Annotated in this window: 32 protein-coding genes and 1 rRNA gene; 14 read left to right on the forward strand and 19 right to left on the reverse strand. The window is 55.2% G+C overall.

All coding sequences use genetic code 11. The features are described from left to right. Window positions 1-56: 56 nt before the first annotated feature. The 5 genes from O9H85_RS08455 to O9H85_RS08475 form a co-directional block, all read right to left on the reverse strand. Complete coding sequence (locus O9H85_RS08455) at window positions 57-1,043, reverse strand: beta-ketoacyl-ACP synthase III (RefSeq protein WP_269880900.1); 987 nt, start codon at window positions 1,041-1,043, stop codon at window positions 57-59. A gap of 5 nt (window positions 1,044-1,048) precedes the next feature. Continuing rightward, window positions 1,049-2,065, reverse strand: coding sequence for a phosphate acyltransferase PlsX (gene plsX / locus O9H85_RS08460; protein WP_269880902.1), 1,017 nt, complete (start codon window positions 2,063-2,065; stop codon window positions 1,049-1,051). Further along, complete coding sequence (gene fapR, locus O9H85_RS08465) at window positions 2,049-2,657, reverse strand: transcription factor FapR (RefSeq protein WP_269880904.1); 609 nt, start codon at window positions 2,655-2,657, stop codon at window positions 2,049-2,051. The genes plsX and fapR overlap by 17 nt, the downstream gene beginning before the upstream one ends. A gap of 183 nt (window positions 2,658-2,840) precedes the next feature. After that, the gene (gene rpmF / locus O9H85_RS08470; RefSeq protein WP_269880906.1) at window positions 2,841-3,014 is read right to left on the reverse strand and encodes a 50S ribosomal protein L32; all 174 of its coding nucleotides are present in this window, start codon (window positions 3,012-3,014) and stop codon (window positions 2,841-2,843) included. A gap of 45 nt (window positions 3,015-3,059) precedes the next feature. Then, window positions 3,060-3,581 carry a YceD family protein gene (locus O9H85_RS08475; protein ID WP_269880907.1) on the reverse strand — a complete coding sequence of 174 codons (522 nt, stop codon included), beginning with the start codon at window positions 3,579-3,581 and terminating at the stop codon, window positions 3,060-3,062. Between the two features lie 196 nt (window positions 3,582-3,777). Here O9H85_RS08475 and O9H85_RS08480 point away from each other — a divergent pair, with 196 nt between their 5' ends. Further along, the gene (locus O9H85_RS08480) at window positions 3,778-5,028 is read left to right on the forward strand and encodes a nucleotidyltransferase (RefSeq protein WP_269880908.1); all 1,251 of its coding nucleotides are present in this window, start codon (window positions 3,778-3,780) and stop codon (window positions 5,026-5,028) included. On the opposite strand, the gene O9H85_RS08485 is transcribed toward O9H85_RS08480, so the two are convergent. Continuing rightward, on the reverse strand, window positions 5,015-6,094 hold the full coding sequence (locus O9H85_RS08485; RefSeq protein ID WP_269880910.1) for a SepM family pheromone-processing serine protease: 1,080 nt from the start codon (window positions 6,092-6,094) through the stop codon (window positions 5,015-5,017). The two genes, O9H85_RS08480 and O9H85_RS08485, sit on opposite strands and share 14 nt — an antisense overlap. A gap of 210 nt (window positions 6,095-6,304) precedes the next feature. On the opposite strand from O9H85_RS08485, the gene O9H85_RS08490 reads away from it, so the two are divergent. Next, entirely contained in the window at window positions 6,305-7,564 is a 1,260-nt protein-coding gene (locus tag O9H85_RS08490) for a nucleoside recognition domain-containing protein (RefSeq protein WP_269880911.1), read from the forward strand. Between the two features lie 33 nt (window positions 7,565-7,597). Here O9H85_RS08490 and coaD read toward each other — a convergent pair whose 3' ends face one another. Both coaD and rsmD read right to left on the reverse strand, forming a co-directional pair. After that, window positions 7,598-8,113: a pantetheine-phosphate adenylyltransferase gene (coaD, locus tag O9H85_RS08495; RefSeq protein WP_269880912.1), complete on the reverse strand. Its 516-nt coding sequence runs from the start codon at window positions 8,111-8,113 to the stop codon at window positions 7,598-7,600. Between the two features lie 47 nt (window positions 8,114-8,160). After that, window positions 8,161-8,715, reverse strand: coding sequence for a 16S rRNA (guanine(966)-N(2))-methyltransferase RsmD (rsmD, locus tag O9H85_RS08500; RefSeq protein WP_269880913.1), 555 nt, complete (start codon window positions 8,713-8,715; stop codon window positions 8,161-8,163). A 475-nt stretch (window positions 8,716-9,190) separates the two neighbouring features. Here rsmD and O9H85_RS08505 point away from each other — a divergent pair, with 475 nt between their 5' ends. The 6 genes from O9H85_RS08505 (at window position 9,191) to O9H85_RS08530 (ending at window position 12,950) form a co-directional block, all read left to right on the forward strand. Beyond that, the gene (locus O9H85_RS08505; protein ID WP_269880914.1) at window positions 9,191-9,406 is read left to right on the forward strand and encodes a hypothetical protein; all 216 of its coding nucleotides are present in this window, start codon (window positions 9,191-9,193) and stop codon (window positions 9,404-9,406) included. A 633-nt stretch (window positions 9,407-10,039) separates the two neighbouring features. Beyond that, a complete protein-coding gene (locus tag O9H85_RS08510; RefSeq protein ID WP_269880915.1) occupies window positions 10,040-10,297 on the forward strand; it encodes a hypothetical protein in 258 nt (85 codons plus the stop codon). A gap of 262 nt (window positions 10,298-10,559) precedes the next feature. Further along, window positions 10,560-11,249, forward strand: coding sequence for an RDD family protein (locus O9H85_RS08515; RefSeq protein WP_269880946.1), 690 nt, complete (start codon window positions 10,560-10,562; stop codon window positions 11,247-11,249). 291 nt (window positions 11,250-11,540) lie between these two features. Beyond that, a complete protein-coding gene (locus O9H85_RS08520; protein WP_269880916.1) occupies window positions 11,541-11,744 on the forward strand; it encodes a hypothetical protein in 204 nt (67 codons plus the stop codon). Beyond that, window positions 11,741-12,247 (forward strand): signal peptidase I, encoded by a 507-nt coding sequence (gene lepB / locus O9H85_RS08525; protein WP_269880917.1) that lies wholly within the window; start codon window positions 11,741-11,743, stop codon window positions 12,245-12,247. Before O9H85_RS08520 ends, lepB begins: the two co-directional genes overlap by 4 nt. Before the next feature lie 145 nt (window positions 12,248-12,392). Continuing rightward, window positions 12,393-12,950 (forward strand): DJ-1/PfpI family protein, encoded by a 558-nt coding sequence (locus tag O9H85_RS08530; RefSeq protein ID WP_269880918.1) that lies wholly within the window; start codon window positions 12,393-12,395, stop codon window positions 12,948-12,950. Between the two features lie 136 nt (window positions 12,951-13,086). Here the strand turns inward: O9H85_RS08530 and O9H85_RS08535 are convergent, their stop codons facing one another. Next, window positions 13,087-13,728: an ATP-dependent DNA ligase gene (locus tag O9H85_RS08535; RefSeq protein WP_269880919.1), complete on the reverse strand. Its 642-nt coding sequence runs from the start codon at window positions 13,726-13,728 to the stop codon at window positions 13,087-13,089. A gap of 101 nt (window positions 13,729-13,829) precedes the next feature. Here O9H85_RS08535 and O9H85_RS08540 point away from each other — a divergent pair, with 101 nt between their 5' ends. Beyond that, on the forward strand, window positions 13,830-14,057 hold the full coding sequence (locus O9H85_RS08540) for an alpha/beta-type small acid-soluble spore protein (protein ID WP_269880920.1): 228 nt from the start codon (window positions 13,830-13,832) through the stop codon (window positions 14,055-14,057). Window positions 14,058-14,133: 76 nt separating this feature from the next. On the opposite strand, the gene O9H85_RS08545 is transcribed toward O9H85_RS08540, so the two are convergent. Then, entirely contained in the window at window positions 14,134-14,823 is a 690-nt protein-coding gene (locus O9H85_RS08545; RefSeq protein ID WP_269880921.1) for a peptidylprolyl isomerase, read from the reverse strand. A 220-nt stretch (window positions 14,824-15,043) separates the two neighbouring features. Here O9H85_RS08545 and O9H85_RS08550 point away from each other — a divergent pair, with 220 nt between their 5' ends. After that, complete coding sequence (locus O9H85_RS08550; protein WP_269880922.1) at window positions 15,044-15,760, forward strand: PIG-L deacetylase family protein; 717 nt, start codon at window positions 15,044-15,046, stop codon at window positions 15,758-15,760. Between the two features lie 163 nt (window positions 15,761-15,923). Here the strand turns inward: O9H85_RS08550 and O9H85_RS08555 are convergent, their stop codons facing one another. Further along, entirely contained in the window at window positions 15,924-16,598 is a 675-nt protein-coding gene (locus O9H85_RS08555) for a glycoside hydrolase family 73 protein (RefSeq protein WP_269880923.1), read from the reverse strand. 543 nt (window positions 16,599-17,141) lie between these two features. On the opposite strand from O9H85_RS08555, the gene O9H85_RS08560 reads away from it, so the two are divergent. Next, entirely contained in the window at window positions 17,142-17,564 is a 423-nt protein-coding gene (locus O9H85_RS08560) for a universal stress protein (protein ID WP_409348114.1), read from the forward strand. Window positions 17,565-17,594: 30 nt separating this feature from the next. Here O9H85_RS08560 and gloA2 read toward each other — a convergent pair whose 3' ends face one another. Genes gloA2 through O9H85_RS08585 form a run of 5 tightly spaced genes read right to left on the reverse strand, consistent with a single transcriptional unit; the run spans window position 17,595 to window position 20,540 of the window. Continuing rightward, window positions 17,595-17,978, reverse strand: coding sequence for an SMU1112c/YaeR family gloxylase I-like metalloprotein (gene gloA2 / locus O9H85_RS08565; RefSeq protein WP_269880925.1), 384 nt, complete (start codon window positions 17,976-17,978; stop codon window positions 17,595-17,597). A gap of 27 nt (window positions 17,979-18,005) precedes the next feature. Next, window positions 18,006-18,440, reverse strand: a complete 435-nt coding sequence (locus tag O9H85_RS08570) for a DUF350 domain-containing protein (RefSeq protein ID WP_269880926.1) — start codon at window positions 18,438-18,440, stop codon at window positions 18,006-18,008. Window positions 18,441-18,466: 26 nt separating this feature from the next. Next, window positions 18,467-19,750 carry a glutathionylspermidine synthase family protein gene (locus tag O9H85_RS08575; RefSeq protein ID WP_269880927.1) on the reverse strand — a complete coding sequence of 428 codons (1,284 nt, stop codon included), beginning with the start codon at window positions 19,748-19,750 and terminating at the stop codon, window positions 18,467-18,469. A 13-nt stretch (window positions 19,751-19,763) separates the two neighbouring features. Then, window positions 19,764-20,045 carry a hypothetical protein gene (locus O9H85_RS08580; RefSeq protein ID WP_269880928.1) on the reverse strand — a complete coding sequence of 94 codons (282 nt, stop codon included), beginning with the start codon at window positions 20,043-20,045 and terminating at the stop codon, window positions 19,764-19,766. A 39-nt stretch (window positions 20,046-20,084) separates the two neighbouring features. Continuing rightward, window positions 20,085-20,540 (reverse strand): hypothetical protein, encoded by a 456-nt coding sequence (locus O9H85_RS08585; RefSeq protein ID WP_269880929.1) that lies wholly within the window; start codon window positions 20,538-20,540, stop codon window positions 20,085-20,087. Window positions 20,541-20,834: 294 nt separating this feature from the next. Here O9H85_RS08585 and O9H85_RS08590 point away from each other — a divergent pair, with 294 nt between their 5' ends. The 3 genes from O9H85_RS08590 to O9H85_RS08600 all read left to right on the forward strand — a co-directional run bounded on the left by O9H85_RS08590 (window position 20,835) and on the right by O9H85_RS08600 (window position 23,037). Next, window positions 20,835-22,091 (forward strand): DNA polymerase IV, encoded by a 1,257-nt coding sequence (locus tag O9H85_RS08590; RefSeq protein ID WP_269880930.1) that lies wholly within the window; start codon window positions 20,835-20,837, stop codon window positions 22,089-22,091. After that, entirely contained in the window at window positions 22,088-22,432 is a 345-nt protein-coding gene (locus O9H85_RS08595; RefSeq protein ID WP_269880931.1) for a YolD-like family protein, read from the forward strand. The genes O9H85_RS08590 and O9H85_RS08595 overlap by 4 nt, the downstream gene beginning before the upstream one ends. A gap of 104 nt (window positions 22,433-22,536) precedes the next feature. Beyond that, the gene (locus O9H85_RS08600) at window positions 22,537-23,037 is read left to right on the forward strand and encodes a Crp/Fnr family transcriptional regulator (RefSeq protein ID WP_269880932.1); all 501 of its coding nucleotides are present in this window, start codon (window positions 22,537-22,539) and stop codon (window positions 23,035-23,037) included. On the opposite strand, the gene hmpA is transcribed toward O9H85_RS08600, so the two are convergent. The 3 genes from hmpA to rrf all read right to left on the reverse strand — a co-directional run bounded on the left by hmpA (window position 23,034) and on the right by rrf (window position 26,024). Then, complete coding sequence (gene hmpA, locus O9H85_RS08605; RefSeq protein ID WP_269880933.1) at window positions 23,034-24,278, reverse strand: NO-inducible flavohemoprotein; 1,245 nt, start codon at window positions 24,276-24,278, stop codon at window positions 23,034-23,036. The genes O9H85_RS08600 and hmpA overlap by 4 nt on opposite strands. A gap of 181 nt (window positions 24,279-24,459) precedes the next feature. After that, complete coding sequence (locus O9H85_RS08610) at window positions 24,460-25,782, reverse strand: NosD domain-containing protein (protein ID WP_269880934.1); 1,323 nt, start codon at window positions 25,780-25,782, stop codon at window positions 24,460-24,462. Between the two features lie 125 nt (window positions 25,783-25,907). Beyond that, window positions 25,908-26,024: ribosomal RNA gene (rrf, locus tag O9H85_RS08615) — 5S ribosomal RNA — on the reverse strand. Between the last annotated feature and the right edge of the window lie 207 nt (window positions 26,025-26,231).

Genomic DNA, 26,231 nt, shown 5'->3' on the forward strand with positions numbered 1-26,231 from the left:
TTCTAAACACTCCCCTATTGCAAACTACTCGAGCCTCTGCCGAGGCTCCGGAGGTTTTACCAGACCAGAACGGACGCGCCCCAGGTCAAGCCGCCCCCGAAGCCGACCAGTACGAGGCAGTCTCCTTCGCGTACCCGACCGGCTTCCGCCGCCTCGGCCAGAGCCACCGGAATGGACGCCGCCGACATGTTGCCGTATTTGTCCAGGTTGATCATGCACTTGTCTTCGCTGAGATTCAGCTTCTGCAGCGCCGACTGGATAATGCGGATGTTCGCCTGATGCGGGACGAGCAGGTCCACTTCCGACTTGTCGATGCCCGCTTTGCGCAGCGCTTCCTCTGCGGAGCCACCCATGATGCGCACGGCGAATTTGAACACTTCGGCCCCTGCCATATAAATAAAGTGCTGCTTGCCCTCCAGGCTCTGCGGCGATGCCGGGCAGCGGGAGCCGCCGCCCGTAATTTTGAGCAGCTCTCCTCCTGCGCCGTCCGCACCGATCTCGAACGACTTGAAACCGCGCCCTTCCGGCACAGGCCCGATAACGGCCGCGCCCGCACCGTCCCCGAACAGGATGCAGGTGTTACGGTCGGTATAATCCGTAATTTTGGACAAGCATTCCGCGCCGATGACGAGTGCATATTTATAAATGCCCATCGCGATAAAATTCGACGCGTTCGCCAGCCCGTAGATAAAGCCCGAGCAGGCAGCGGACAGATCGAACGCCGCCGCCTTCTTGGCGCCGAGCTTATCCTGCAGAATGCAGGCCGTGGACGGGAACGCCATATCCGGCGTAATCGTGGCCACGATGATCAGATCGAGCTGCTCTGCGGTGATGCCAGCATTTTTCAGCGCGATGAGCGACGCCTCATACGCCAGGTCGGAGGAAGCCTGCTCGGCGGAAGCAATCCGCCGCTCCCGGATGCCCGTACGCGTAACGATCCATTCGTCGTTCGTATCGACCATTTGCTCCAGGTCGTGATTCGTAAGTACTTTCTCAGGGACGTATTTACCAGTTCCTATAATGCCCACCTGAATTAAACTCATGCCCATTACATCTCGCTTCCGTTACTGTTTTCCGTCATGCCGCCGATCCCCGTCGAGATGCTCTGCAGCAGTCCGCCCGCCACCGCGATTCGCGCTTGCCGGACGGCGTTCTTGATCGCATGGCCGCCGGAAGAGCCGTGGCTCTTCAGCACGAGGCCGTTAATGCCGAGGAGCGGCGCCGCGCCGTGCTCCGCGTAGTCCATCTTCTTGCGCAGCTGCAGCATGCCGTTCTTTACCACCAGCGCGGCCAGCTTTGTGATGAAGCTGCGCATGAATTGCTTCTTCAGCTCCGACATCAGGACCGATGCGGTCCCTTCCATCGACTTGAGCATGATGTTGCCCGAGAAGCCGTCGCAGACGAGCACGTCGCATGGCCTCCGGAGCACATCGCGCGATTCCACATTGCCTACAAAATGGATCGGAGCCGTCGCCAGCAGCGGGAACGCCGCTTTGGTCAGCTCGTTGCCCTTCATCTCCTCCGTGCCGACGTTCAGCAGTCCTACGCGCGGCTTGTCCACGCCATGGACCTTGCTCCGGTAAATGCTGCCCATGACCGCGTACTGCACGAGCTGCTCGGGCGTAGCGTCCATGTTCGCCCCCAGATCGAGGGCGAGCAGCCCTTCCCCGTCCATCGTCGGCAGCATCGGCGCCAGCGCCGGACGCTCAATGCCTTTCAAGCGGCCCACCACAAGCAGTCCCATCGTCATGAGCGCGCCCGTATTGCCCGCCGAAATCATCGCGTCGGCTTCGCCGTCCTTGACCATGCGTCCGGCGACCACCATGGACGCATCCTTTTTGCGGCGCACCGCCTTTACCGGTTCGTCGTCAGCCTCAATGACTTCGCTCGCGTGCCTGATTTCCACGTTGCCCGGCCGGTCCTTGCTGATCAGCGGCTCCAGCCGGTCCTTGTCCCCCACTAAAATGACCGTCGTGTCGGTCCATTCTCTGGCGGCTGCGATCGCTCCCTCCACGTTCGCCTGCGGCGCGTGGTCTCCACCCATGGCGTCAATCGCTATCCGCATGAAGCTCTCCTCCTTCGAAGCGGTCTTTGCTCGAATGATAAATGATGAAATTGCCTTGAAAAACCACTTCGTCTCCGACGTAGGTGAACACTTCCACCTTCGCCTTCCCTTTGGATAACGACCGGACATAAGCTTTGGCGATGCATTTCTCATGCAGCTTCACGGAACGGACGAACCGGATGTCCGCCGCCGCCGTCAAAGCCACCGGATCGTTGATCAGTGCGACGGCAAGCGAATTCGCCTGGGAGAATACGTGATGCCCCCTGGCGATCTTGGTCCGCGAAAACACGTGCTCCTCCCGGATCTCGAACATCGAGATGCCGCTCTTGTCCAACTGCAGGTCGATCACGTCCCCGATAACCTCATGCAGAGGCAGGGAACGTACCTGATCGTACGACTGCTCCGCCATCAGCTTCATCCGCTCGCGCAGCTCCGGAATGCCCAGCTCCAGACGGTCCAAGCGGATCGTCTGGATGCTGACGTGAAACAATTTCGTCAAGTCTTCGTCGGTTATAAAAGGGTTCTCTTCAATCGCTTTCGCCAGCTGCTGCTGACGCTGTCGTTTCGGAAGGCGTTCGATCGCGAGCACCACCTTTGATTAGCATGAATAAGGATGTCCCATCCTATGCGTATGACCTTGCACTAAATCTTATGACCAAGTAATAAGAGATAGTATAATGGATTCGGCCTCAAAAGGAAAGCGGCTCCCGGCAAAATAGCAAAATAGCACCCCGCTTGAAGCGAGGCGCTATCTCTCGTGCAACCGATAATGAAATTATTGGTTGATGATCTCTCTTTTCTTGTAAGTTCCGCAAACTTTGCAAACGCGGTGAGCCAGCTTCAGTTCTCCGCAGTTATCGCATTTAACCATTCCCGGTACTTCGAGTTTAAAGTGAGTGCGGCGCTTGTCGCGGCGCGTTTTGGATGTTCTCCTTTGAGGTACTGCCATGTATCCCACCTCCTTCAACGAATTCATGGTGCAGGGAGCTAAAGCTTAAGTCTGATCTTTAAAGAAATCCGCAAGTCCGGCCAACCGCGGGTCCACCTTGTCCTGCTTGCAGCCGCAAGCTTCGGTGTTGCGGTTGGCACCGCACACGGGGCATAATCCTTGGCAAGCTTCTTCGCATAGAGGCACGTACGGAATGGCAAACATTACGCTCTCAAGCAGGTAGGGCCTCAGTTCCAGCCGCTCTTCGGTTACGTATTCGACGTCGTCATCCTCTTCGTCATCCTCATCCGGTAAGTCCTGCGGCTCCACGCGGACGAACGTCTCGTGGAACGGAATGTCCAGCTTCTCCCGAACGGGTGTCAAACACCGGGAGCACGCCTGCTCCACTTCGATCGACATCGTCCCGGTCACTTCCGCAGCTCCGGATTTGTCGTGCGCCTCAAGCGCAACCTCCAGCGGTCCGTAATTCAGGAGACTGCCCTTCTTCGGAAGGTCGCCGCTAAGGTCGAGGCGCTCCCGAAACGAAATCGTCCCCCTGGACGCTAAATCTTTAAATAAAATATGCATGATCATCACTCCAAACAAACAAAAATTATTATAGCGATAACCGTCTGCTTTTGTCAACATTTTCAGTTCATGCTATAGTGATTTAAACCAGAATAAACCTGAATGTCGTCTTTGTCAAAGTCTGATCGGCTTTTTGAGCGCTTATGCGATCATTACTTAACTTCCGGCCGAATACACCGGAACCGAGGAGGAGTCTATGCGGACCGTCGGCTTGATCGTCGAATATAATCCTTTACATAACGGGCACTATTATCATTTCCAAGAATCCAAAAAGGTAACGGGCGCCGAAGCCGCCGTATGCGTCATGAGCGGCCACTTCCTGCAGCGCGGGGAACCGGCCGTCGCGGGCAAATGGGCGCGCGCCGAGATGGCGCTGGCCATGGGGGCCGATCTCGTGCTCGAGCTGCCGGTCGCCTTCTCCGCTCACGCCGCCGAGTGGTTCGCCTACGGCGCCGTGTCCGCGCTGGACGCCACGGGTGTCGTAGACGCTCTCTGCTTCGGCAGCGAGAGCGGCGACCTCGGCTGGCTCCAAGAGGCGGCCATGCTGCTCCACGCCGAGCCGGACGGCTTCCGCGGCGCGCTGCAGCACGGCTTGAAGGCCGGGCTGCCTTACCCGGCCGCCTACAGCCGCGCCGTCGCCGCGTTCGTCCCGGGCGCGGAGGAGTCCGAACTCGCGAAGCCGAACAATACGCTCGGATTGCACTACCTTATCGCGCTCAGGCGGCTCGGCAGCGCCATCCGGCCGTTCACAATTCCGCGAACGAAGGCGGGGTACAACCAAGCGGATATTACCGACGCCGCTATTGCAAGCGCTACCGCCATTCGCCGCCTCTTGTTCGAGGAGCGGTCGCTGGAGGGCATTGCTCCCTACGTCCCCGCTTCCACGCTTGCGATTCTCAAGAGAGAGCAGACGGCGGGAAAGGCTCCGATGAGCTGGGAGCGATACGCCGATCCCCTGCTCCTGCAGCTGCTGGGCCGCAGCCCCGAACAGCTGGCTTCTTATCTAGAGGTGACGGAAGGGCTGGAGCACCGGATCGGCCGAGTCCTCGCCGGGCTGGACTTCGGCGGCGAGCCGGAGCGGCGCGTGGAGGCGCTGACTGACAAGCTGAAGACGAAGCGCTATACGCGGACGAAGCTGCAGCGGGCTCTTACCCGCATTCTGCTGGGGCATACGAAGGCCGAGCTTGCGCCTCAGACGCTGCGGGGCGGCGTGCCTTACCTGCGAGTGCTCGGCTTCAGCCCCCGCGGCCGCGAGCTGCTGAAGCGGATGAAAGAAACGGCGAAGGTCCCCGTGCTCACCAAAGTGACCGGAGAACCTTCGCCGCTGCTGCAGCTGGATATTCGCGCGACCTCGGTTTATGCCCTCGGCTACGACAGCGCTCAGCCGCGCGATTGGTTTCGCGATTATTACGAGCCGCCCGTTCAGGCCGATCTCAGCCCTTCTTAGGCGACAAGGAAGCCAAATAGTTCAGCGCATCGTCCATCGTCCCTACGGGGACGATTTTCATTTTCGTATGAATTTCCTCCGCCCGTTTCTTGGCGTCACTGTAGTTCGGCACACTTTGCCCGTTCACGTTGTAATCCTTGGGCGCGAAGAAGATCTCGGCTCCGGCCTTATCCGCCGCCACGATCTTGAACTGAATGCCGCCGATAACGCCGACGTTGCCCTTCTCGTCGATCGTCCCCGTGCCGGCGATCTTGTACCCTTTGGTAATATCTCCGGCAGCGAGATTGTTGTAAATCTCCAGCGAAAACATCAGTCCCGCCGAAGGTCCCCCGATATCGCCCGCCTTGATCGATACCTGCTGATTCTCGGACTCCGCCTTGATGCTCCGCAAATCCGCCGGCACCACGCCGAGTCCCGCCCGCTGCGGTCCGCCCGTCCCATCGTCGGGCAGCACCTTCAGCTCAATGTCCTGGGTCTTTATAACGCCCTTACGCTTGTAGCCGATGGACACCTTCTCGCCGGCCTTCTTTCCTTTGAGCGCGTTCAGCAGATCCTCCTTTGTTTCAACGGGCTTGTTGTCCGCCGTAACGATATAATCGCCGGCCTGCAGCACGTTATTCGCGGAAAAATCCTTATATACCTGCTGCAGGATAACGCCGTCCTTGCTGATCTTGTAAGGAATCTTCAGCTTATTGTAAGCAGCTTGAATCGCGCTGGCCTGCGAGGACTGCATGACGACCTCCTGGCGCTGCGTGTATTCGCTCTCCGATTCGTTGTTTCGCAGCAACTCCTGTTTCTTGTGCCGCTCCTCAAAGGGCTGGATATAGCTTGCCAGATAGCCGAATACCGTCGCGTCGCTTACCCGTACCGTCGTCAGCATCAATGACCCTTTCTCCTCGCCGACCGGCTGCTTCACTTCGACCATCGGGCGGATGACCTCCGCCGTGCCCGGCATGAAGATATAGTAAGGCAGAGGCAGGAAATAGATCAAATAGATAAGCATGATTCCGATAAATACCGAAAATACAATGCGCGACCCGCGCTTGATGTGTCTTTGTTCTGCCACCCCGAGTTCCTCCCCAACCGTCGCTGTATATACCGTTCCTAGGGTATGCCCGCGAGGTCTAAACCATGCGGACAAAGCGTAAACATGTACCATTGTTCTCTTGATGAGGCTTCCCGCCTGTTTACTGCGGGCCGCAAGCCCGTTTTCTTTCCATTGGCACGCCAAACGAATGGACAGCCATTCCTATCCCAAAACGCTGGAGTGATTCGGATGCAACGATGGCAGCTTGCTTCTCCGCGGACAACCACCTTCCTGCTCGGTGCCGCGGCTTTATCCTTAGTCGTCAGCATTATCGTATTTCCCGCGGAGGCCTTCACGGCCTCCTTGAAGGGGCTCAACCTTTGGTGGAAGCTCGTCTTCCCGGCGCTGCTGCCTTTTCTCATTCTAACCGAGCTGATGCGCGGACTAGGCCTGCTGCATGCGGTCGGCGTGCTTCTAGAGCCGCTGCTGCGCACGCTGTTCCGGCTGCCGGGAGCCGGCGGCTGGGCGATGGCTCTTGGATTTACGGCCGGCATGCCCGCCGGGGCATCCGCGGTCAGCTTGCTCCGCCGGGAGGGCCTTGTTACCCGGGAAGAGGGCGAGCGGCTGCTTTCGGTCAGCCATCTGATGAGCCCCGTCTTTCTCATCGGGATTATCGGGGCCGGCTTCCTCCACGATCCGACCGCAGGCCTAGCGCTCGCCTCGCTGCATTATGCGGCGGCCTTGATTCTGGCGCTGCTTCACCGGTTCCGCTCCAAGGGCGAGCCCTTAACCGCGAGGGCCGGCAGCGGCGGCCTGTTCCGGCGCAGCGCGGACGCCTGCCGGGATGCGGTAGTCCGCGACGGCCGCACGTTCGGCAAGCTGCTCGGGGATTCCGTCACCGCGAGCATTCAGCAGCTCTTCGTCATCGGCGGCTGCATGATGATGTTTTCCGTACTATTGCAGGTCGTCTCGTTGTCCAATCTGGTTCCGGCGCTGGGACGTGCGGCTTCGATGCTTGGACTGTCCGGCGCCGATCTCGCTTCCCTGCTCGCCTCGCTGCTGCCCGGCGTATTCGAGCCGCATCTCGGCGCCTTTGCGATCGTGCAGCATCCGGCCTGGCTCGCCGATCCATGGTGCTATGCCCTGCTCAGCCTGCTGCTGGGCTGGGGCGGCTTCTCAGCCCACGCGCAGGTGAAGAGCCTCACGGCCGCTACGGACCTGCGGTTCGGCGGCTTCCTGCTGTCGCGCCTCGCCCACGGAGGGATCGCTTCCTTGCTCACCCTGATCGCTTGGGAGCCGCTGAACGCTTGGCTCGGCGGTACGGAGCAGGCGGCCCGGGCCGCGTTCCTGCCCGGCCTCGGCACGGGATGGTCCGCCACCCGCGACAGCCTGTGGCCGCTTGTCAGCCCCATGATGCTGCAGTTCGGCACCGTTCTGCTTCTTCTGCTCGTGCTGTCGGTGTTCGCCGCGTTCCTCTTTTACCGGCATCGCAAAAGCCCTGATTCCTAAACTCCGGAATCAAGGGCCCGCCCGTCCTTCCGGCTACCGGCTTGCATACTTCTCCAGCAGCGCGCGCTCCACTTCCGGCGGCACCAGGTCGGCTACCGGCCCGTGGAACCGTGCGACCTCTTTTACGATGCTCGAGCTCAGATACGAATACTTCGGTGTGGACGTCATAAAGAACGTCTCGATCTCCTCGCTCAGCTTGCGATTCGTAGACGCCATCTGCAGTTCATATTCAAAATCCGATACGGCTCGCAGTCCCCGCACTATAAGGTGCGCGTTTTTTTGCCTCATATAATTAATGAGCAAATCACGGAAGCTGTCGATTTCCACATTCGGCAGATCGGCGGTCACCTGTCTCAGCAGCTCTACCCGCTCCTCCACGCTAAACAGCGGATTCTTGCTCGTGTTGTTCAATACGGCGACCACCAGCTTGTCGAATACTTTCGCAGCGCGGTGTATGATGTCCAGATGCCCGTTCGTCACCGGATCGAAGCTTCCGGGGTATACGGCCACCACCGTGTTGTGCTGGTTGTTCTCTTGTTTTGCATCCATTTGGTAAGGTCAGCTCCCTCTTGCATTGCCCTATCTCTCCGGCAGCTCTATGTTTCCCGCCGGTAAATCGTAATCGCCGTATCGCCGTATTCGGCCCGCCGCGTACAGCTCAGCGCGCCCACCGGCTCCTCATACCGGTCTTCGGCATCATGCTCCATGACCACGTAAGAGCGTTCTTCCAGGAGACCCAGCTCCTCCAGCAGCTCCATTAAGCCGAGGATAACCTTCATTTTATAAGGGGGGTCAAGGAACACCAGATCGAACTTCAGCCCGCGCCTGGCCAGTGCTTTCATCGCGCGTTCCGCGTCGTTGCGATACACTTCGGCTTGCTTCGACAGCCCCGTCGCCTCCAGATTGTGTCGGATCGTATCGATCGCCTTCTTGTCCACATCCGTCAGCACGGCCTGCTCCATCCCCCGGCTAAGCGCCTCGATGCTGAGGCCGCCGGTCCCGGCGAACAGATCCAGCACACGGCCCCCGTCAAAATAGGGCCCGATCATGCTGAATACCGCTTCCTTCACCTTGTCGGTCGTGGGCCGCGTCCCCATGCCCGGCACCGCCTTGAGCGGACGCCCTTTGGCACTGCCCGATATGACTCTCATCTTGCTTTAGTCCACCTCTGCTCGCAATAGTAATGCTATCGTACCATAAACGAAAACTTTTGCACAAAAAATCGAAAAATAATTTTACCGCCCGATGTATATTTTGTATGGAAAAAGCTCATCCTTATATCATCGACATCCGAAAATGTCGTAGACAACCGCGGAGAAGACTTACGTTCCCCATAAGCTCTTCGTCCGGTTTCTCCTCTCCCATGAAGGGGCTCGTCGTGAGACGGGCCCCGAATTATTTTATTCGGGGATAGCTATGGATAACCTTTGAAAGATAAGGGCAAGCGGCATTTTTATCAAAAACCATGGATATAATAAAACAATCACCATTTGACGACGACCAAAATAATAATTTCTCTTCATTATTAAACAGAAAGCCTCCTATTGACGGCTCTACTCGATCTTTGTTTGGAAATAGTGTATAATAATAGCGTTTTTCACAGATTAGCAATTGGAGGAACAAATGATGGATGACGAGTATGAATCAATTAAACAATTTTTGGAAAGCAATGGATGGTATTATTCAGGTAATAAATTTATTCACCCTCATGATGAATTAGTTTTTTTTGAAAATGATATCAGCAAAATGAGTTTAGAACATCTGAAAAGATTGATTTATGGAGACGATCGTGTTGACGAATCCGTTTCCGCAATAGATAGTAATACAACCGAAACAAAATAGGTTGTCTTTCTTTTTGTCCATAAAAAAATGTACATTTTTGAACTAACTGTATATTTTTTTGTTGATAAGATTTCACTTGGTTCGGGGCGTTGTCCCGAAACTCCCATGAAAGGGCTCGTCGTGAGACGGGCCCTGATCTTCCCCATTCTATTTCTTCGCGAATCGTTCATACGGGGTACAATCGACAACGTGGTCAAAGGTTATGCTGGCAACACAAAACTTAGGAGCAATGACCGGAGAAGTCCTCTTGATTGCTGCAATCTGTTTTCTTATCGTCCAACTCTCTCGAATTTATTTGATAAAACAATAAGAAAGGGCACTCCCAAATAAAGTAGAGTACCCTTCTTATCCGCTTAGCGCCCCGTTAATGTCTTCTGGCCGCCTACGCCTCATTCTTTTTGATATAAAAGCTTACAAATCCCCCGCCGTTCTTATCAAGAACGGTGGAGGATTTTTTTATTGCCTTTTCCACAGCTACGGTTATCCTAACAACCCGTTTTCCTTGGCGCGAGGACTTAATTTCCCTTTTGCGGATTTTTAATAGTTTTATAGATTTTTCCGGCTTTCGTTTAGCACGCAATAAGGCTGCTTTGCATTTGATATAGAGAATTCAATGGAAAAGAGGTGATTGCAATGGCTAAAGTAAAAGCTGTGCCACAGCCGGATCTCGTATTGATCAGTTGGACAAGAAACCCGCTCATCCCAGGCTCCGCACGCAGGATCATCACTTCTCGCGTAATCGGCAGCGCCAGTCCCTGCACCACGTTATTGGCTTCCGGCCGCTTGCTTATTGTTGCCTTAAACTGCTTGCTTCGAAATGGGTTCTTCATCGTTGTCAGCAGAAAGACATCAAGTATCAGCGGCTTTATTCTGCTGCAGCGTAATCATTAATTCGTTAATTGCCCGCCTTTATAACGATGATGGAAAAGCCGATGGTTGAAATCGGCTTTTCTTTTTGTACCCTTATCCATCGAATTTTAATCGGCTGCAATGCCGATATGTTTTCAAACTGATCTCTGTAATGGTCTATAGAATGAACTCTTGAAAAACATTAAAATAGCAAATTTTGCTAGAAAAAGATATCCAAAGCTGGATTGGGTGATATAAAATACAGTTATTATGGCTTTAAGCTCAGGGGGTTAGCTTGAATAAAGTGAAGATATGGTACTATAAAAAAGAAGAAATCTCCGGTCCGTGTTCGATCGATGAAGTCCATTCTTTGATCGCTGCGGGTCAAATCAACAAACATACGCTGCTTCGGCAAGGGGATTCAGGGGACTGGCTGCCGGCGGGATCGTACGAAGGTCTTCAATTTGCAGAGGAGCTTAAAGCTTATGTCCGGCCTTGGATCCGGTTCTGGGCCAGGTATTTGGATTCGTTAATCTGGGCTTTTGCGGTCAGTTTATTGTTGGCAGCATTTTCGATTTCCATGAACTTATCCGGGATAAACGAGTACTTATTCGGTGTAATCCTTCTATTCTTATGGATCCCCGTTGAAGGTCTGCTGCTTTCTACCATCGGAACGACTCCGGGGAAGTATGTGCTGGGTGTAAAATTGAGGAATGCAGACGGAACCAAAATTTCTTTTTCTAAAGCTCTGAAACGCAGTTTTTTGGTTTGGTGGCGGGGGCAAGGCGCGGGGATGCCCATCATCTCTTTTGTTTGCAATCTAAACGGTTACCAGAACTTAAAGCATGAACTTCGCCAAACGACTTGGGACCGGGATTTGGACACAGCGGTTACTCACCGCCCCGCTTTGATGTGGAGCGAAGCCGTCATTTATTTGGTTGTGGCAGGGCTTGTCTTCAACCGCTGCTTCGCATGGCTCTTGAAGTATAAATGAGCCCGACCGTGATCGCAGTGAAAAGCTGCACAAATGAGGGAGAGCACGCTCCCCCTCATTACCCTTTTAACGAAAGCAGCCAGTCGGCATAACAAGAGCCGCACAAGACTTCAAATCGTTCTTCCGTGCCGTTGTTGCTATAAACTGTAATACTGTGGGCGGACCTTGCTTCCTTATCACAATAATAACAGCAATACGACATGACCAGCACCTCCTTGGTTTTTAGGGCATGTGTATGTTTCCCATGGAAGGCTTAAATTATATATATGAAGGAAATGGGAGGGTTAACCGATGCTCGAGAAATATGGTTTGCTGCATGAGCCCGATAAGACGATGTTTGTTTTTACAAAGAACGGCCGGTATTATGGGCACATCGTCAAAAACAAAACGGAAAAATCGCCGGCGAAGTTCGTTTTTGAAACGGACGCCTTTGAATCCGTCGATTCGTTGAAAGCCGCGTACCCGCCTATAACCGGTCATGGAGGCTCACAATGAATGCTCTTCTCGCCCTCTTCCTCACCTTATCCTCCCTGTATGCCCAGCACAATAAATCGTTCATTGTCGAAGGGCCGTCTATGGAGCCCACCCTCCATTCCCAGGATCGGATGAATGTGGATCCGGCCTATTACCGGGATCACGACGTTCAACGGGGCGATATTATTATCTTTCAAGCGACAAAGCAAAAAATATATGTAAAACGGGTGATTGCTTTTCCCGGGGAGACCGTCAAGGTCCAAGGCGATGCCGTCTATATTAACGGGAAACGGCTCAACGAGCCTTACCTGCAGGCTGCGGTCGAAGCCGCCTACCGCAAAGGAGGGCCATATAACACAAGAAACTTCAAGGAGCAGACCGTGCCTCCGGGAACGCTTTTCATCCTCGGCGATAACCGCTCGAACAGCTCGGACAGCCGCGACATCGGTTTTATAAAGCTGGAACAGATTCTCGGAAAGGCCGTGAAAATCAATCGAACCGGGAAAGCGGAATCCAGTGAATGATGGATATTCGCCCCGGTTTACCCAAAGGAGCACCATCTCATTCCGCCTTTTTCGACAAGCCGCAACATTTTCTACCCGTTTACAATTTGAGGAAAATTAATCCATAATGAAGAGGTCCTTATCCCATTCCCGAAGGAGTGATTCCATGTCCAAGAAAATTTTGATTCTGACTGGTGACGCCGCTGAGGTTTTGGAGGTCTATTATCCTTATTTCCGTTTATTGGAGGAAGGGTTTGAAGCGGTTATATCTTCGCCAACGAAAAAAGTGCTGCATACGGTTGTGCACGATTTTGTTGAAGGCTGGGAAACGTACACGGAAAAACCGGGGCATCTGCTTCCTTCCCATATTTCCTTCGCCGATGTGGAGCCTTCGGATTATGACGGCTTGATCATTCCGGGAGGCAGGGCTCCGGAGTATATCCGTTCGGATTCGAATGTGCCCCGGATTTTGCGGCATTTCTTTGAGAATGACAAGCCCATCGGAGCCATTTGTCATGCCGCTCAGGTTTTTTCCGCATTAAAGGATACCCGCTTTTTCGAAGGCCGGACGTTGACGGCATACTCCGCTTGCCGCTTGGATGTGGAGCAGCTCGGGGCCCAGTATGCGCCCGACACGCTTCATGTGGACGGAAGGCTCGTTACAGGACACGCTTGGCCCGATTTGCCGGGCTTTATGCGCGAGTTCTTGAAGCTGTTTCAGTAAAATAAACCAGGATAAACGGCTACGCCGTCCTTGTCTTACAAGGACCAGCGCGTTTACCAAGGTTGATGCGAAGCTATAAGTTACGAAAACTTATAAATTCTTATCAACCGAAGAAAGCTGCCGACCGGCAGCTTTTTTAGTTTGATGCGGCGAGCAGTGCCGTCGTAGTGTCTCCTATCGTCCGGCCATCCCTGTATCCGGCATTGGCGATTTTCAGCCAATCGCCCGATCGGCGGGAAACGTACGGGCTGTTTTTCCGTTTCGCCACCATGCCTTCCATCGAATCCTTTACGACCGCCCTCCATAACGCATCGCCCCGCCCGTCGGTCTGCGGAACGAGCTTCACCGCTTCATTCGGTTCGACGACCGCTTCCAGAACGGACCGCCGCTTGACCAAGGGAAGCGCACGGAGATCGCGTCCGTCCAGCGATAATATATCCCATACCATGTATATGACGGGACGATGATGGGCGTAGGCGCGAATTTTTTCTTTGCTGTGAAGCTTCGAGCGCTCTATGACCAGCTCACGGCAGCTGCGCCCTGTTCCCGGATCGATGCTGCAAATCTCTCCGTCCAGAATCAGGTCCCGCTGAATCCGGAGACGGTGCAATTCCGGGTACTGGCGCGTGCATTCCGTCTTATGCCCCGACCATAGCCTGGTTTCAACGCCTTGATGAACGAGAAGCAGCCGATGCCCGTCATATAGGGGTTCAAACACATACGTATCATCGGAAAAAGGCTGTTCCGCCGGTTCCGGCAGCATTGGTGCGATAAACATCGGCATTCCCCCCTGTCCATTTTAGCACGGACGAAGGGATGCATAATTAGGGAATCATTGGGGATGATAACATTATCCTGAATTTGGAGGGCATAAACGACATGGCAAGAGGACAAAGCAGATCCAGCAATCAATTGGTGATCCAGCAGGCAGCGCAAGCGTTGGAGCAGCTCAAGTATGAGGTCGCCCAGGAGCTAGGCATTCAAATTCCCGCCGACGGCTATTACGGGTATATGGCCACTCGCGATACGGGGGCCATCGGGGGCCACATGGTCAGAAGATTGGTTCAAATAGCCGAGCAGCAGCTTTCAAATTTCCAAAGATTTTAAATGGGGCGCAAGCTGCCCCTTTTTTTCTACATCCAAATAAGCGTCCCCTTTCATCGGAGAACGCTTGCCGAAGCCGTTATTTAACCGTGATCTCGATCGACTCGATCTTAACTTCTTCCATCGGATGACTCAGCTCACCGGTCAGCTTTTGTTTCTCAACCTGAGTTTCCGCAATCTTCAGCACCGTATCCATCCCATCGGTTACTTTCCCGAATATCGTGTAATTCGGAATCCGGTTCAAGGACTTGCAGTCATCGCCCGTGCAAATAAAAAATTGGCTGCCGTTCGTGCCGGGTCCGGCGTTGGCCATAGCAACCGTGCCCGGCTCATAGGCGTAGGGTGAATTCAGTTCGTCCTCAAACGTATAGCCCGGCCCTCCGGAGCCTGTTCCCGTCGGATCTCCGGTTTGAACCATGAACGATTTTATTACTCTGTGAAAAATGACCCGTTCATAAAAACCGTCTTTTGCAAGAAAGACAAAGTTGTTTACCGTCTTAGGCGCCGATTTGGTAAACAGCTCTATCGTAAAATCGCCTTTGCTGGTCTTCACCTTGGCCTGATACGATTGATCCGTATCAATCGTCATCGCAGGCGGATGACTGTAAGTTCGTACGCGATCCCGTTCCTTCAGCTCGCCTTGCCGGCTTATCTCCTCATGCTGCGGCTTCGCATTCTCCGTGACCGAAGCCGGGCTATGATCGGTGGCACTTACCATATGCAGTGCGGCGACCACAGACAAGAATAACCCTAAAAAGCCTGAACTCATGTTAACCCGTCTCCCCCGCTTTTCTTCCGTATTATGTAAGCTATTCTTTATTAAAATAACAAATTTACCTATAAAAGTATATTTAAATTTTACCCCGCCTTGCAGACTTCGATCATAGCACCATTCCAGAAAACGCCCTTACATTACACATTACAGAGGGAGCGCTTTGCTTCATTCATCCGCCGCAGTATAATTCTCGTAAGAGGAGGCTGATCACCCTATGACACCGCAAACGATAGCATTCGTATACGCGCATCCCGATGACGAGACGTTCCTGAGCGCCGCGCTGATCCGCGAGCTTGCCGATGCAGGGCATAAACCCGTGCTGCTACTGGCTACCAAGGGCGATGCGGGCAAGAAGAACGGCGCCTTCGGCCACTTATCGAACGAGGAGCTGGCTGCCGTTAGAGAGCGCGAGATGGATAAGGCTGCCGCCATTCTGGGTTTGGCCGCCACCCGGTACCTGGGCTATCCTGACGGGCAATCGAACAAAGCCGATGAAGCGGAATTCATCCAACGCATCGTCGATTTTCTGCAGCGGCATCAACCGTCCGTTGTGGTGACCTTCCCGGAGGATGGAGGCAATTTCCACCCCGATCACATGATGATTTCCAAAATGGCTACGGCCGCCGTATTATCCGGCCGCTGTCCTTCGGTGCGCAAGCTGTATTATGTATTCTCTACATCGCTGGCGGATAGGGGTCTAACCGCCTCGGTCTCCATCGATACGGAGAGCCGCTGGCCGATGAAGGCGGAGGCGCTTCGGGCGCACGAATCGCAAATTTTGGCGATCCAAAGATATTTCGGCGATTTAGAGGCCTTTCCCGAGAACCGTAGATACGAATCGTTCGTTCTGGCCTGGGAGCGCGGCGTATTATGGCCCCCGGCGCGTCCGGAGCGTTCGGTGCTGGACGGTCTGGACAAACTGGACGGATAAGCCCAGCCTCGGCAAACGAAAAAATCCCCTTATCCTCGATGGCGCGGGATAAGGGGTATGCTATAAACGTTGATGTGGGATCAACGAAATTGATTATAAACCCGTTACCTTAAAACAGAATGAAAACAAAATGAAAACGGCCTGGTAATAAACGGAACCTTCTTTATATCTCGACACCGTTCTGGCGCGCATACATGATCGTATTCAACCAGGTCAGCTCCGAAATCGTCAGCTCCTTGCTGCGGGCTTTGTCCACCCATACGGTATCCGTAAAAAAACCTTTCGCATGCAGACCTTCCAGCGCTTCGGCCAGCATGGTCCACTGCCAATCCTGCTCGAGCTTCAATGTCATCGACTCCTCTTCTTCAATCGCTGCCGTCGTATCGTACGATTCCAATTTATAACGGGCGATCAGCCGGTCCAGCTTATCCGCGTAGGCCGGATCGGTCGCATAGCCGCACGCCAGCAGCATGGCCGCCTGCTCCTGCGGACTTTGCGCGGCACGGACCCGGTCGTACCGACTGCTTTGGAAGAGCAAATCCTGATCCCGGAAGCAATCCGCAATTGAATCGTATACGCGCCAATCGGACGGCACCCCGTCCATCCTCGCGCCGTTCTCCACTTCCCAGCTCAGCGTCGTAACGGACTGTCCGTGCCAATAAGCATTCGGCCGTCCGGATCCGACCTTGTATCCTACAAGGTTGTTCCATACGGGAATTTGGCTGCCTGTCTCCAGCATGGCCTGTGCAATGCGTACGGAAGGCAGCAAAGGGGAGCCTTCCCCGCGAAGCTGCACGGCTACGGGAGCGACAATGCCTATGAATTGTTCAGGCGTCAAAGGCCATCCCCCTCCTTTCCCTTCCAGCTTATGCAGGTCAAGCCCTTGACGAAACGGCGATGGTACATGCTTTTTCCTTGTCTTCTTTCCGCCAACCCAGGATAAACGGCTACGCCGTCCTTGTCTTACAAGGACCAGCGCGTTTACCAAGGTTGATGCGAAGCTATAAGCTACGAAAACTTATAGATTCTTATCAACTTAAAAAGGACCCCTTTCGGAGTCCTTCTTAACGGTGAATTGATTTTGGTCTTGCTTTTGAATCTTATCGAAAGCGCGGTATTACCTAAACGTGTATTGCATTAACGCGTCTTTGGCACATCCCTCCGCTTCTATCTGGATTCTTCAGCAGCTTCCCTGGTATAACCCGTCGTGTTCAACGGAACCACACCTCTCTTTTCACCGTTGATAGTATGATGCCCCGTTTCTCAGGTACTATGCATCATTCTAAACATCTGCCAATTTTCTTAATTTTCAGACAACTAAACGAGGAAATATGTTATAATAGAGGTGCAGCAACATCACAATAATCACACCGAGGTGGTTATGATGTTATTCAAGAAAATTCTTGTTGCGTACGACGGATCCAACCTGTCGAAGAAAGCGTTGGCCCGGGCCGTGGAGCTGCTGGAGGGGAACGCGGAGGAAGGACGGACTCCGCACCTAGAGGTCATTTATATTCTTCACGATCCGGCTCTGCTGCTCGCGTCCGGTTATGCCGTCGACCTCAGCGTAAACGATTACATTATAAACGAAGCGAAGAAGCTCGTTCCTCCGTCCATCCAAGCGGAGTTCGTAGTGCAGCGGGGTCAGCCTGCCTATACTATCCTCAAGCACGCGGAGGCCAACGGCTTCGACCTTATCGTGATGGGGAGCCGCGGGCGGGGGGCCATCCGCGAATTTATTCTCGGCAGCGTCAGCCATAACGTCGTGCAGCATGCGAAGATCCCCGTATTGATCGTAAAATAACGTTAGAGCCCCGGCGCGCCGGGGCTCATTTTATTTCTCGTACAGCTCCAGCGGCAGGCCGTCCGGATCGGCGAAGAACGTAAATTTCTTCCCGGTCCCTTCATCGACTCGGATCGGCTCGCCGACGACGCCCTGCGCCTCCAGCTCCCGCACCGCCTCCTCGACGGAGTCCACCTCAAAGGCGAGATGCCGGAGTCCCTGCGCTTCCGGATAACTAGGACGCACCGGGGCGTCCGGGAACGAGAACAGCTCGATCTGGCCGGCTCCGACGGCCAGGTCCAGCTTGTAGGAGCGCCGCTCCTCCCGGTAAGTCTCGCGGATCACGGGAAGTCCGAGCACCTGTACATAGAATTGCTTGGACCGTTCATAATCCGAACAGATGATGGCGGCGTGATGGATTTGATTCAGCTGCATATATGATTAACCCCTTTGCTTTTAAGATCAGTTGCTGATGAGTGAAGCCAGCAGAAGTCCCGATGCCAAGCTCAAGCAGAACGAGAAGATACCGACCGATACATTGCCTTTCGGGATTTCCCGTACGACCTTAAACGGCGTCAGCAGCTCGAACAAGTAAAACACGGCGATCTGAACCACAATGCCGATCAGCCCCCAAACGATCAGATCCACCAGGCCGACGGAATGATAAACCGCCGAGGCGAGCACGAGCACCTGTCCGATGATTTTGCCGCCCAAATCATACGCTGTCGCCTTCCCTGCAGCCGCTTTGGACGGATCGGACAAGTCGCCGCCATCCCGGATCAATTGAAACTCATTGTAGGGCGTCGTCAAGTTGAAGAACAGAATGCCTACGCCCACCAGCGGCACGGTTACCGCCAAGTATATCAAAAAATTAAGAATCGAGCTCCACTGCGCCAATGCTTCTTACCTCCCCTATAGATTCGTCAGGTTAACGCCGACGGCAAATAATAGGATAAATTTCCCGTAATGCGCCCGCCGACGCGCGCTACGACCGCCGAGGCCCGGCCGTCGATCAGAAAGCAGCCCCAGAGCAGCCGCCCGCGGTAGGTCCCCCCGAGTGTTTCGACCTCCAGCTCCGGCAGCTCGGCAAGCCGCTGGTATACCATGGGCTGATCGAGGTATTCTGCTTCCCCGCTGCACTCGGCCACCCCGCCATCGGCTCCGTAGATGGTCACACCGCTGCCTTCCCGGCCGAGAATCGGCTTTGCGACATACGGCGTTCCCTCCGGGAAAAGGGGCTCCAGATAGGTAGGCAGCATGTAGGCTTCTATCGCTTCGTGCTCTTCCGGCGAGTAGAAACGGCCTTCTTCATGCAAGCTCCAGATGAGCGCCTGCAGCGCTTTCGTCTGCGCCGCGAAGCCCGAGGGCGGATTAATGATCGCCACCCGGCGGTCCGCAATCAGCCGGAGCGCATGCTCACCGGTTGGATAGCCGTCCTCGTCCCGGTCCTCCGCCAGCTTCTCCAGCGCATGCAGCCGGTACAGCACGTCGATCGGGCCCGACAAGGACTCATTCGCGCCCGGACCTTCGGCCACCCACAGCCGGTCTCCGCTGACCCGCAGCGCGGACAAGGGAGCGAACTCAGCCTCTCGGACTCCCGATTGCGCCAGCAAGTACCGGGTCGTCCCCGCGTCCTCCTCATGCCAATCGAGCGCGCTGAAGACGATGCGCTCCGTAGCCATCCCGGCCTCGCGGTACGTCTGCAGCATCCGGCCAAAGGCTTCCGTTAACTGGCGGCTGCAGCCCTCGTTCGGGTCGCGCTCTCCCCACGCCGCGCATATGCGGCCGTTGACATGGAACGCTTCGACGATGCCCGTCGGCGTATCGCTGTTGAACTCGAGCATCTTCCATCCTTCCGGCGTCCTGGCAAAGTCAAACCGCCCGATCAGCGTAGGCACGCTCTCGTCGAAGCGCAGCCGCAGCGCGCCGAAGGCCGCTTCCGGGAGGCCGAGCTCCGCCCAAAGGGCCGCTTCTCCCTGCTGTACGACGGCCACGGTCTTCGCATAAATGCGCCCGAGCGCCTCCGCGGCTGCATGCATTCCCTCCAGCTCGCTCTCCTCCAGCCGGTGCAGGTCCGCGAGCGCGTATTCCTGGCCGTAGAGGCGGTCCCAGGTGAATACGCCCTCTTCTCGCAGCGGGTCGTAAAGCTTTGCTCTTCGCTCCGCGTAGGAAAGCTCCGTAAGGCGGCTCCGATTGGATTCGTCCATTCGGCCTCCCCCCTTAGCTGGAGCTGGACCCGCCGCCGCCGATGCCGCCGTGCGAGCCCTGACTGATGCCGGAGGAGTCTCCGGCCGAGCTTTTTCCGGAGCCGATGTCTGAGCCGCCGCCTTTATAGAAGCCGCTTCCGGAGCCGGAGGACCCGGAGCCGTTATCACAATATCCGTCGCGATTCCGGTCGGTGCAGTTGCTTTCGCTCGAGCAGCCGGAGCCGCCCAGCACCAGCGCCGCCGCCATGAAGAGCGATACCGCCCTTTGCGTCCTGCCGTTCCTTTGCTGTTCCACTTTCCTTCACTCCCGTCCTTCCAATGTGGCTTGCTGCGGCTATGGGGCCACTGGCTGAGCGTAGAAGACGTACGTCTCCCGGTCCTCGTCAATTTCCGTCGAGGTCCGGCTCCATTCCACGCCGTCCACGTACAAGTAGTTGGCCTGCAAATGCAGCATCGCCTCCAGCGTATCGCCGAAGTTATAAGTCGTAACCAGCCGGTAATCGGCCGTCCAGTCCCTGTACTCGCGAAGCTCCATCCGCACCCCCCGCGTCAATCCCGGCTCCGGCGCCCGCCACGGCATCACCCGTTCGCCCTCGGCCTCCCGGACATAGACGACCCAGCAGGCCGCCTCCACGGCGCAGGACGTCTTTTCGTACACCTTGCCGTCCTTGACGAAGTAATCGCAGGCAAAGCGCAGCGCCGCTTCGTCTCCGCGGATGCGGTCGTAGTAATAAAGCAGCGGAAATTCACTGCTTCCTTCCGTATACTCACGGTATTCCAACCGGGCCATCGGCAACGCTCCTCCCATTAACTTCTATTTTCGTTTACGTATGATGGGGCAAAAGGATGCAAAAAACTCCCTGTTCCTGTTCCTGCTCCTGACGAAGCCGCCTTCCCCTATTTGCTTCCTTCGTTATTCCGTTCAGGACTCAACATTCCTGACTATAACTCCTTTTGACAGCGATTGGAACCCGTCTGCAAAAAATTTCCGCTCTTCCCCCTCTTGAAATGCGAATATTTGTTCGATATTCTATATACAATAAGAATATATGTTCGTATATTTTGCGAAGGTGAGGAATCCGTTATGCCTGCAGCAAGCAAACGCATCGTTATGCTGGCGGATTGTCAATCGTTCTACGCCAGCGTGGAGAAAGCGGCCCATCCCGAGTACGAGGGCCGGCCTGTCGTGGTAGCCGGAGACCCGGCGCGGCGGTCGGGCATTATTTTGGCGGCATGTCCTCTGGCCAAGCAATACGGCGTAACGACGGCCGAACGGCTCGGAGAAGCCTTGAGCAAGTGTCCGGAGCTCGTCGTCATTCAGCCCCGGATGCAGCAGTACATCAACGTTTCGCTGAGGATCACGAAGATATTCGAGCAGTTCAGCGATTTGGTGGAGCCCTACAGCATCGACGAGCAGTTCATCGACATCACGGGCACTTTGTCCTCTCTCGGCGGAGAGGATGCGGAAGAAGTGGCACGGGCCATACAGAAGAAGGTGATGGACGAGACGAAAATTTATACGCGCGTAGGCATCGGGGAGAACAAGACGCTCGCCAAGCTGGCGTGCGACAACTTTGCGAAGAAGCGGCCTACGGGGATTTTCACGCTCAAGAAGGAAGAGCTTGCGCTTCCCGGCAACCTGTGGGAGCTCCCGGTGCGCAGCCTGTTCATGATCGGCTCCCGCATGGCGCGCCATCTCTGGCTGATGGGCATCCGTACGATCGGCGACCTTGCGCAGACCCCCCTGCCCAAGCTGCGCGCCAAGTGGGGCATCAACGGGGAGGTCATTTGGCGGATCGCCAACGGCATCGACGGGTCGCCGGTCTCACCGGGCACCCATCAGGTGCAGCAGAAGGCCATCGGCCATAACATGACACTTCCCCGCGATTACAGCACATGGGAAGAGATCCGTACGGTGCTATTAGAGCTGTGCGAGCTTGTCTGCCGCCGCTGCCGCGATAAAGGGCTGATGGGACAGGTCGTCTCCACCGGCTGCTTCGGCGCGGACTTCGATCACCCGACCGGGTTCCACCGGCAGAAGAAGCTGCCGGATCCCACCTATGTAACCGACGATCTGTTCGCAGCCGCCTCGGAGCTGTTCCAGCAGCATTGGGACGGCCAGCCCGTGCGGAAGCTGGGCGTTGCGCTCGGGGGACTGACCGAGGACCGGACGGTGCAACTGGTCCTGTTCGGCGACCGCGACCGCAAGATCGCGCTGGAGCGCGTCAAGGACCAAATCAAAGACAAGTACGGCGACGATTCGATTCTGCGCGCCGTTTCATTAACCGCCGCAGGCCAGGCCAAAGACCGCGCGAAGAAAATCGGAGGACACTATAAATGAGCGACAACAAGCTGACAGCGGGTAAAAACATTCTTTGGGAGGGATCGCGGATGATGCTGCCCGAGCATAAGGAGCAGCTGATTCAGCATCGCGCCGGGCTTCACCGGACGGAGAAGCCGCTGCTTGACGAGCAGCGGCTGGAGGATCTCGCGCAAGCGGTAAGCATTGCGCTGCACGAGGAAATCCCGGTGCGCCTGACTGTCTTCGACGGAGGGGAGCGCATCACCGTCGAGGGCTTCGTCGTTTACGCCGATCCCCAGCTAATGCGGATCAAGATCCGCTGCAGCGAAGGCCTGACCTGGATCCCCTTCACGGATCTGATCGGGCTTGAGCTTGGTTGACGCAGCCCTCTCATGGTATAATGGGCAAAACGAAGGCACCCTGCCGCAATCAGCAGAGCGCCTTTTTATCCTGTTAAGCTTCTACCCGGAGGTGTAACCGACCCATGCTGCTCCATAAAGGCGAGACGCTGTTCCGCCAAGGCGAAACCGGGCCGCTCTACCGCATCCGCAGCGGTTTGCTCAAAATCGTGCGCATCCACGAAGACGGCACCCCGGTGCTCATGAATATTATTGTACCCGGAGAAATCATTCCCCATCATTCGTTAATCAGTCCGAAGGAATACCATGGAACCGCGATCGCGCTGGTCAAGAGCGAAATCGAAATCATTCCCGCCGGTGAATGGTACAGCGAGCTGGAACGGGAACCCGCCAAATACCGGGAGTCCGCATTGGTCCTGCAGAGCCGGCTGCGCCTCATGCAGCAGCGGATCGACCAGCTTACGCAAATCGCCCCGGAGGATAAGCTCCGGAAGCTCCAGGAATGGCTGGAAGCCTTTATAGCACCAGTGAAACTTGCCGATGTTTTAACACAGGAAGAGATCGGTCAATTTATCGGCCTTCGCCGCGAAACCGTGAACCGGCTCCTTCGCAAACGCATGGATTAAATCCGGGACGCCGTTTCCTTCTCTTCCTCCAGGCTTCCGGCCGGTCCGAAAAACTCATAGCGGATATCTTCCCGCCGCACTCCCCACTCGGTAAGCGCCCTGTTGACGGCTTTCATGAACGGAACCGGGCCGCAGAAGTAGAATACCGCGTCTCGGGAAGGTACCAGAGACCGGATCCAAGCGAGATCGATTCGTCCCTCCTTGTGAAAAAGCGGATTTTCCCGGTCAAGCGCCGACGGCTTGTCATAACAGAAATATGCCGAGATGTTCGGTTGTCGTTCGGCGTTTGCCGTAACCTCTTCCTTTAAAGCATGCATTTGCCCGTTGACGGCCGAGTGCATGAAGGTAACCGGACGGTCCGTCGCTTCTTCCGCCAGCGTATTCAGCATACTGACCAGCGGAGTAAGACCCACGCCGCCGCTGATCAGCACCACCGGCCGAGGATCCTTGCGGTCCAAGACAAAGTCTCCCGCCGGAGCCGTCAGCTTCAGAATATCGCCTTCCCGGACTTCTTCATGGAGAAAGACCGAAACCTTGCCGGCCGGGCGGTCCGGCGCCGCTTCCTCCCGCTTAACGGTGATGCGGTAATAAGGCTTGCCGGGCGCATCCGACAGACTGTATTGACGAATGTGCGTGTACGCTTCCTCCGGCATCTTAGGCTTCACGCTGACATATTGCCCCGGCTCGAAATGCGCCAGCGGCCCCCCGTCCTCGGGAATAAGATAGAACGACGTAATGACTTCGCTTTCCTTCACTTTCCGTTCCACCCGGAAGGAGCGGTAACCTTCCCAACCTCCGGTTTGGCCCGCCGCCTGCTCGTATAATTCCTGTTCCACTTGAATGAATGCGCCCGCTATAACGCCGTAAGCGTTTGCCCAGGCCTGCAAAATGTCCTCCGTAGCCGCATCGCCCAGCACCTCCTTGATCGCTCGCAGCAGCGTCTGCCCTACGATCGGATAATGCTCGGGACGAATACCCAAGCTGCGATGCTTGTGCCCGATTTGTTTCACGACGGGAAGAATTGCCGGCAAGTTGTCGATATGGAGCGCCGCCGCATAGACCGCATTCGCCAGTGCCTCCCGTTGGCGTCCTTGCTTTTGGTTAGCATGGTTGAAAATATGAAGCAGCTCGGGATAATTCGTGAATAACAGCTCGTAGAATCGCCCAGTAATCGCCGTTCCGTGCGTCTCCAGTACGGGAACCGTCGATTTAATGATATCTATCGTTTGTTGACTTAACATAATGAACTCCTCGCTTTCTCAGCTAGATTAGAATATGAATTCAGTATACAAACCGGCAAAGAGCTCCCTTGTGATTTCAATCACACCAAAAGGGAACGAACTGTGACAACCGCCTGCCCATTTCCGACAAAAAACGAGATGCCGGCAGACGACCGACATCTCGTTGTTCTTCTTAAACCATTTAAAACCCGCTTTTCACCGTATCCGTGCCTTGATCTTTCAAAGATTCCCCGTTCCCGGCCCCGCTATTGCCGAATACGGCATTGCCTTGGCAGCGGGCCGAGGCCAGCCGGATTCCTGCCGTACTGCAGCGGAACAAAGAATTGTTCGTTACGGTATTTTGCTTGGAAATCGAACCGCCGTCCTCGCCCGACGTATCTATCATGATTCCCGTTTCTGCCCGCCGTACATCATTGCCTGTCACAATATTACCGTCCGTATTCAGCAGACCGATTCCGGTTAAGGAGCCGTCCACCTTGTTGCCTTGAATCATGTTGCTATACGGCCGGTCATCTATAGAGGCCCCGTCCCCGACCAAGGAAATGCCGGCCTGGGATGCTCGCACGATCACATTGCCTGCGATCCAATTGTCCGAGCAGTTATCCTTCAGCCGGATGCCTTCCTTACAGCTCGTCTCGTTATCTGTCAGGCCCGCAGCCGATACCGTATTCCCGATGATCTGATGGTGAGAGCAGGAGACCAGTTTCGAAGATAGGGAGATGACGGCATCCCGGCAGCCTTCCGCTAGGTTGCCGCTGATAACGGAATAAGAGCAGCCGCCCGATAAATGAATGCACGGCTTGTAAAGTCCGAAGAAGCGATTGTCGGTCAGCTGGTGATGCGCCCCCGACTGCGCTACAATTCCGTAGCCTTCGTACAAGCTGTCGGAAGAAATAATTGAGGAGAACGAGCAATTTTTAACCCTTATGTATCTGGAATTCGTCAATTGAATCCCATTCACGATCATACTGAAGCTGCAATCGCTGACCATCACGCTTTCACAGTCATTTAATTCCACGCCGCGCTCGACCTTCGGCAGCTTGCCGGCGTTCGTCCCGGCCGTTCCTTGCAAAGCGAACCCGCGGATTTGAACCTGATTGATATGATCCCCGGAAAACAAGGATACGTAAGGCTGCATCGACTTGATGAATGAGCCTTCGCCCATTCCTATAATATTCACCTTGGAACGCAGCATAATGCTCGAGTTAAGCATATATTTGCCTGGCGGGACCACCACGGTCCCCCCGGCGAAGGCAGCCGCGTCGATGGCCATTTGAAAATAGGGCGTATCATCTTGATCGTACCGCCCGTTTCCTCGCGCCCCGTAATCTTTGACGTTCAACCATACGCCGCTGTCCGGACGAGGAAGAATCGGGTCCGCCGCGGAAGCGATTCCGCTCCAAGCCGTGCTTGCGGCCAGCATGACGCCTGCCGTCCCCAAGGAATTAAGCAACTGACGGCGGGTCAGGTTTTTGTCCGAACCAGAAGATTCATTCTCATGCATCCCAGAGTCCTCCCAGAAACTAGTAATCTATGAGAAATTATAGCGTTCGCTGCCAGTTTTGACAACGCCACCCTGGAAATATAATCAAAAGAGCCCCTAATCGACTATCGATTAGAGGCTCTTTGGCTTGGCGACGTTCTACTCTCCCAGGACCCTTCGGTCCAAGTACCATCGACGCTAGAAGGCTTAACGGTCGTGTTCGGGATGGGTACGCGTGGTTCCCTTCCGCCATCGTCACCAAACATAAGTATGGCGATGTCCCCGCCAAGGAACATCATGTATTACAGCTCAGAACGACTTGCGCCCTGAAAACTGGATCGAAACATCGTATCTTTCGCTGAGTAATCTTGCTTTTGCTATGCTTCCGATGTGGTTTTGCTGTCGCAAAACCTGTAGGATAAGCCCTCGACCGATTAGTATTCGTCAGCTCCACGCGTTGCCGCGCTTCC

Source organism: Paenibacillus gyeongsangnamensis (assembly GCF_027533625.1).
Taxonomy (GTDB): Bacteria; Bacillota; Bacilli; order Paenibacillales; family NBRC-103111; genus Paenibacillus_G; species Paenibacillus_G gyeongsangnamensis.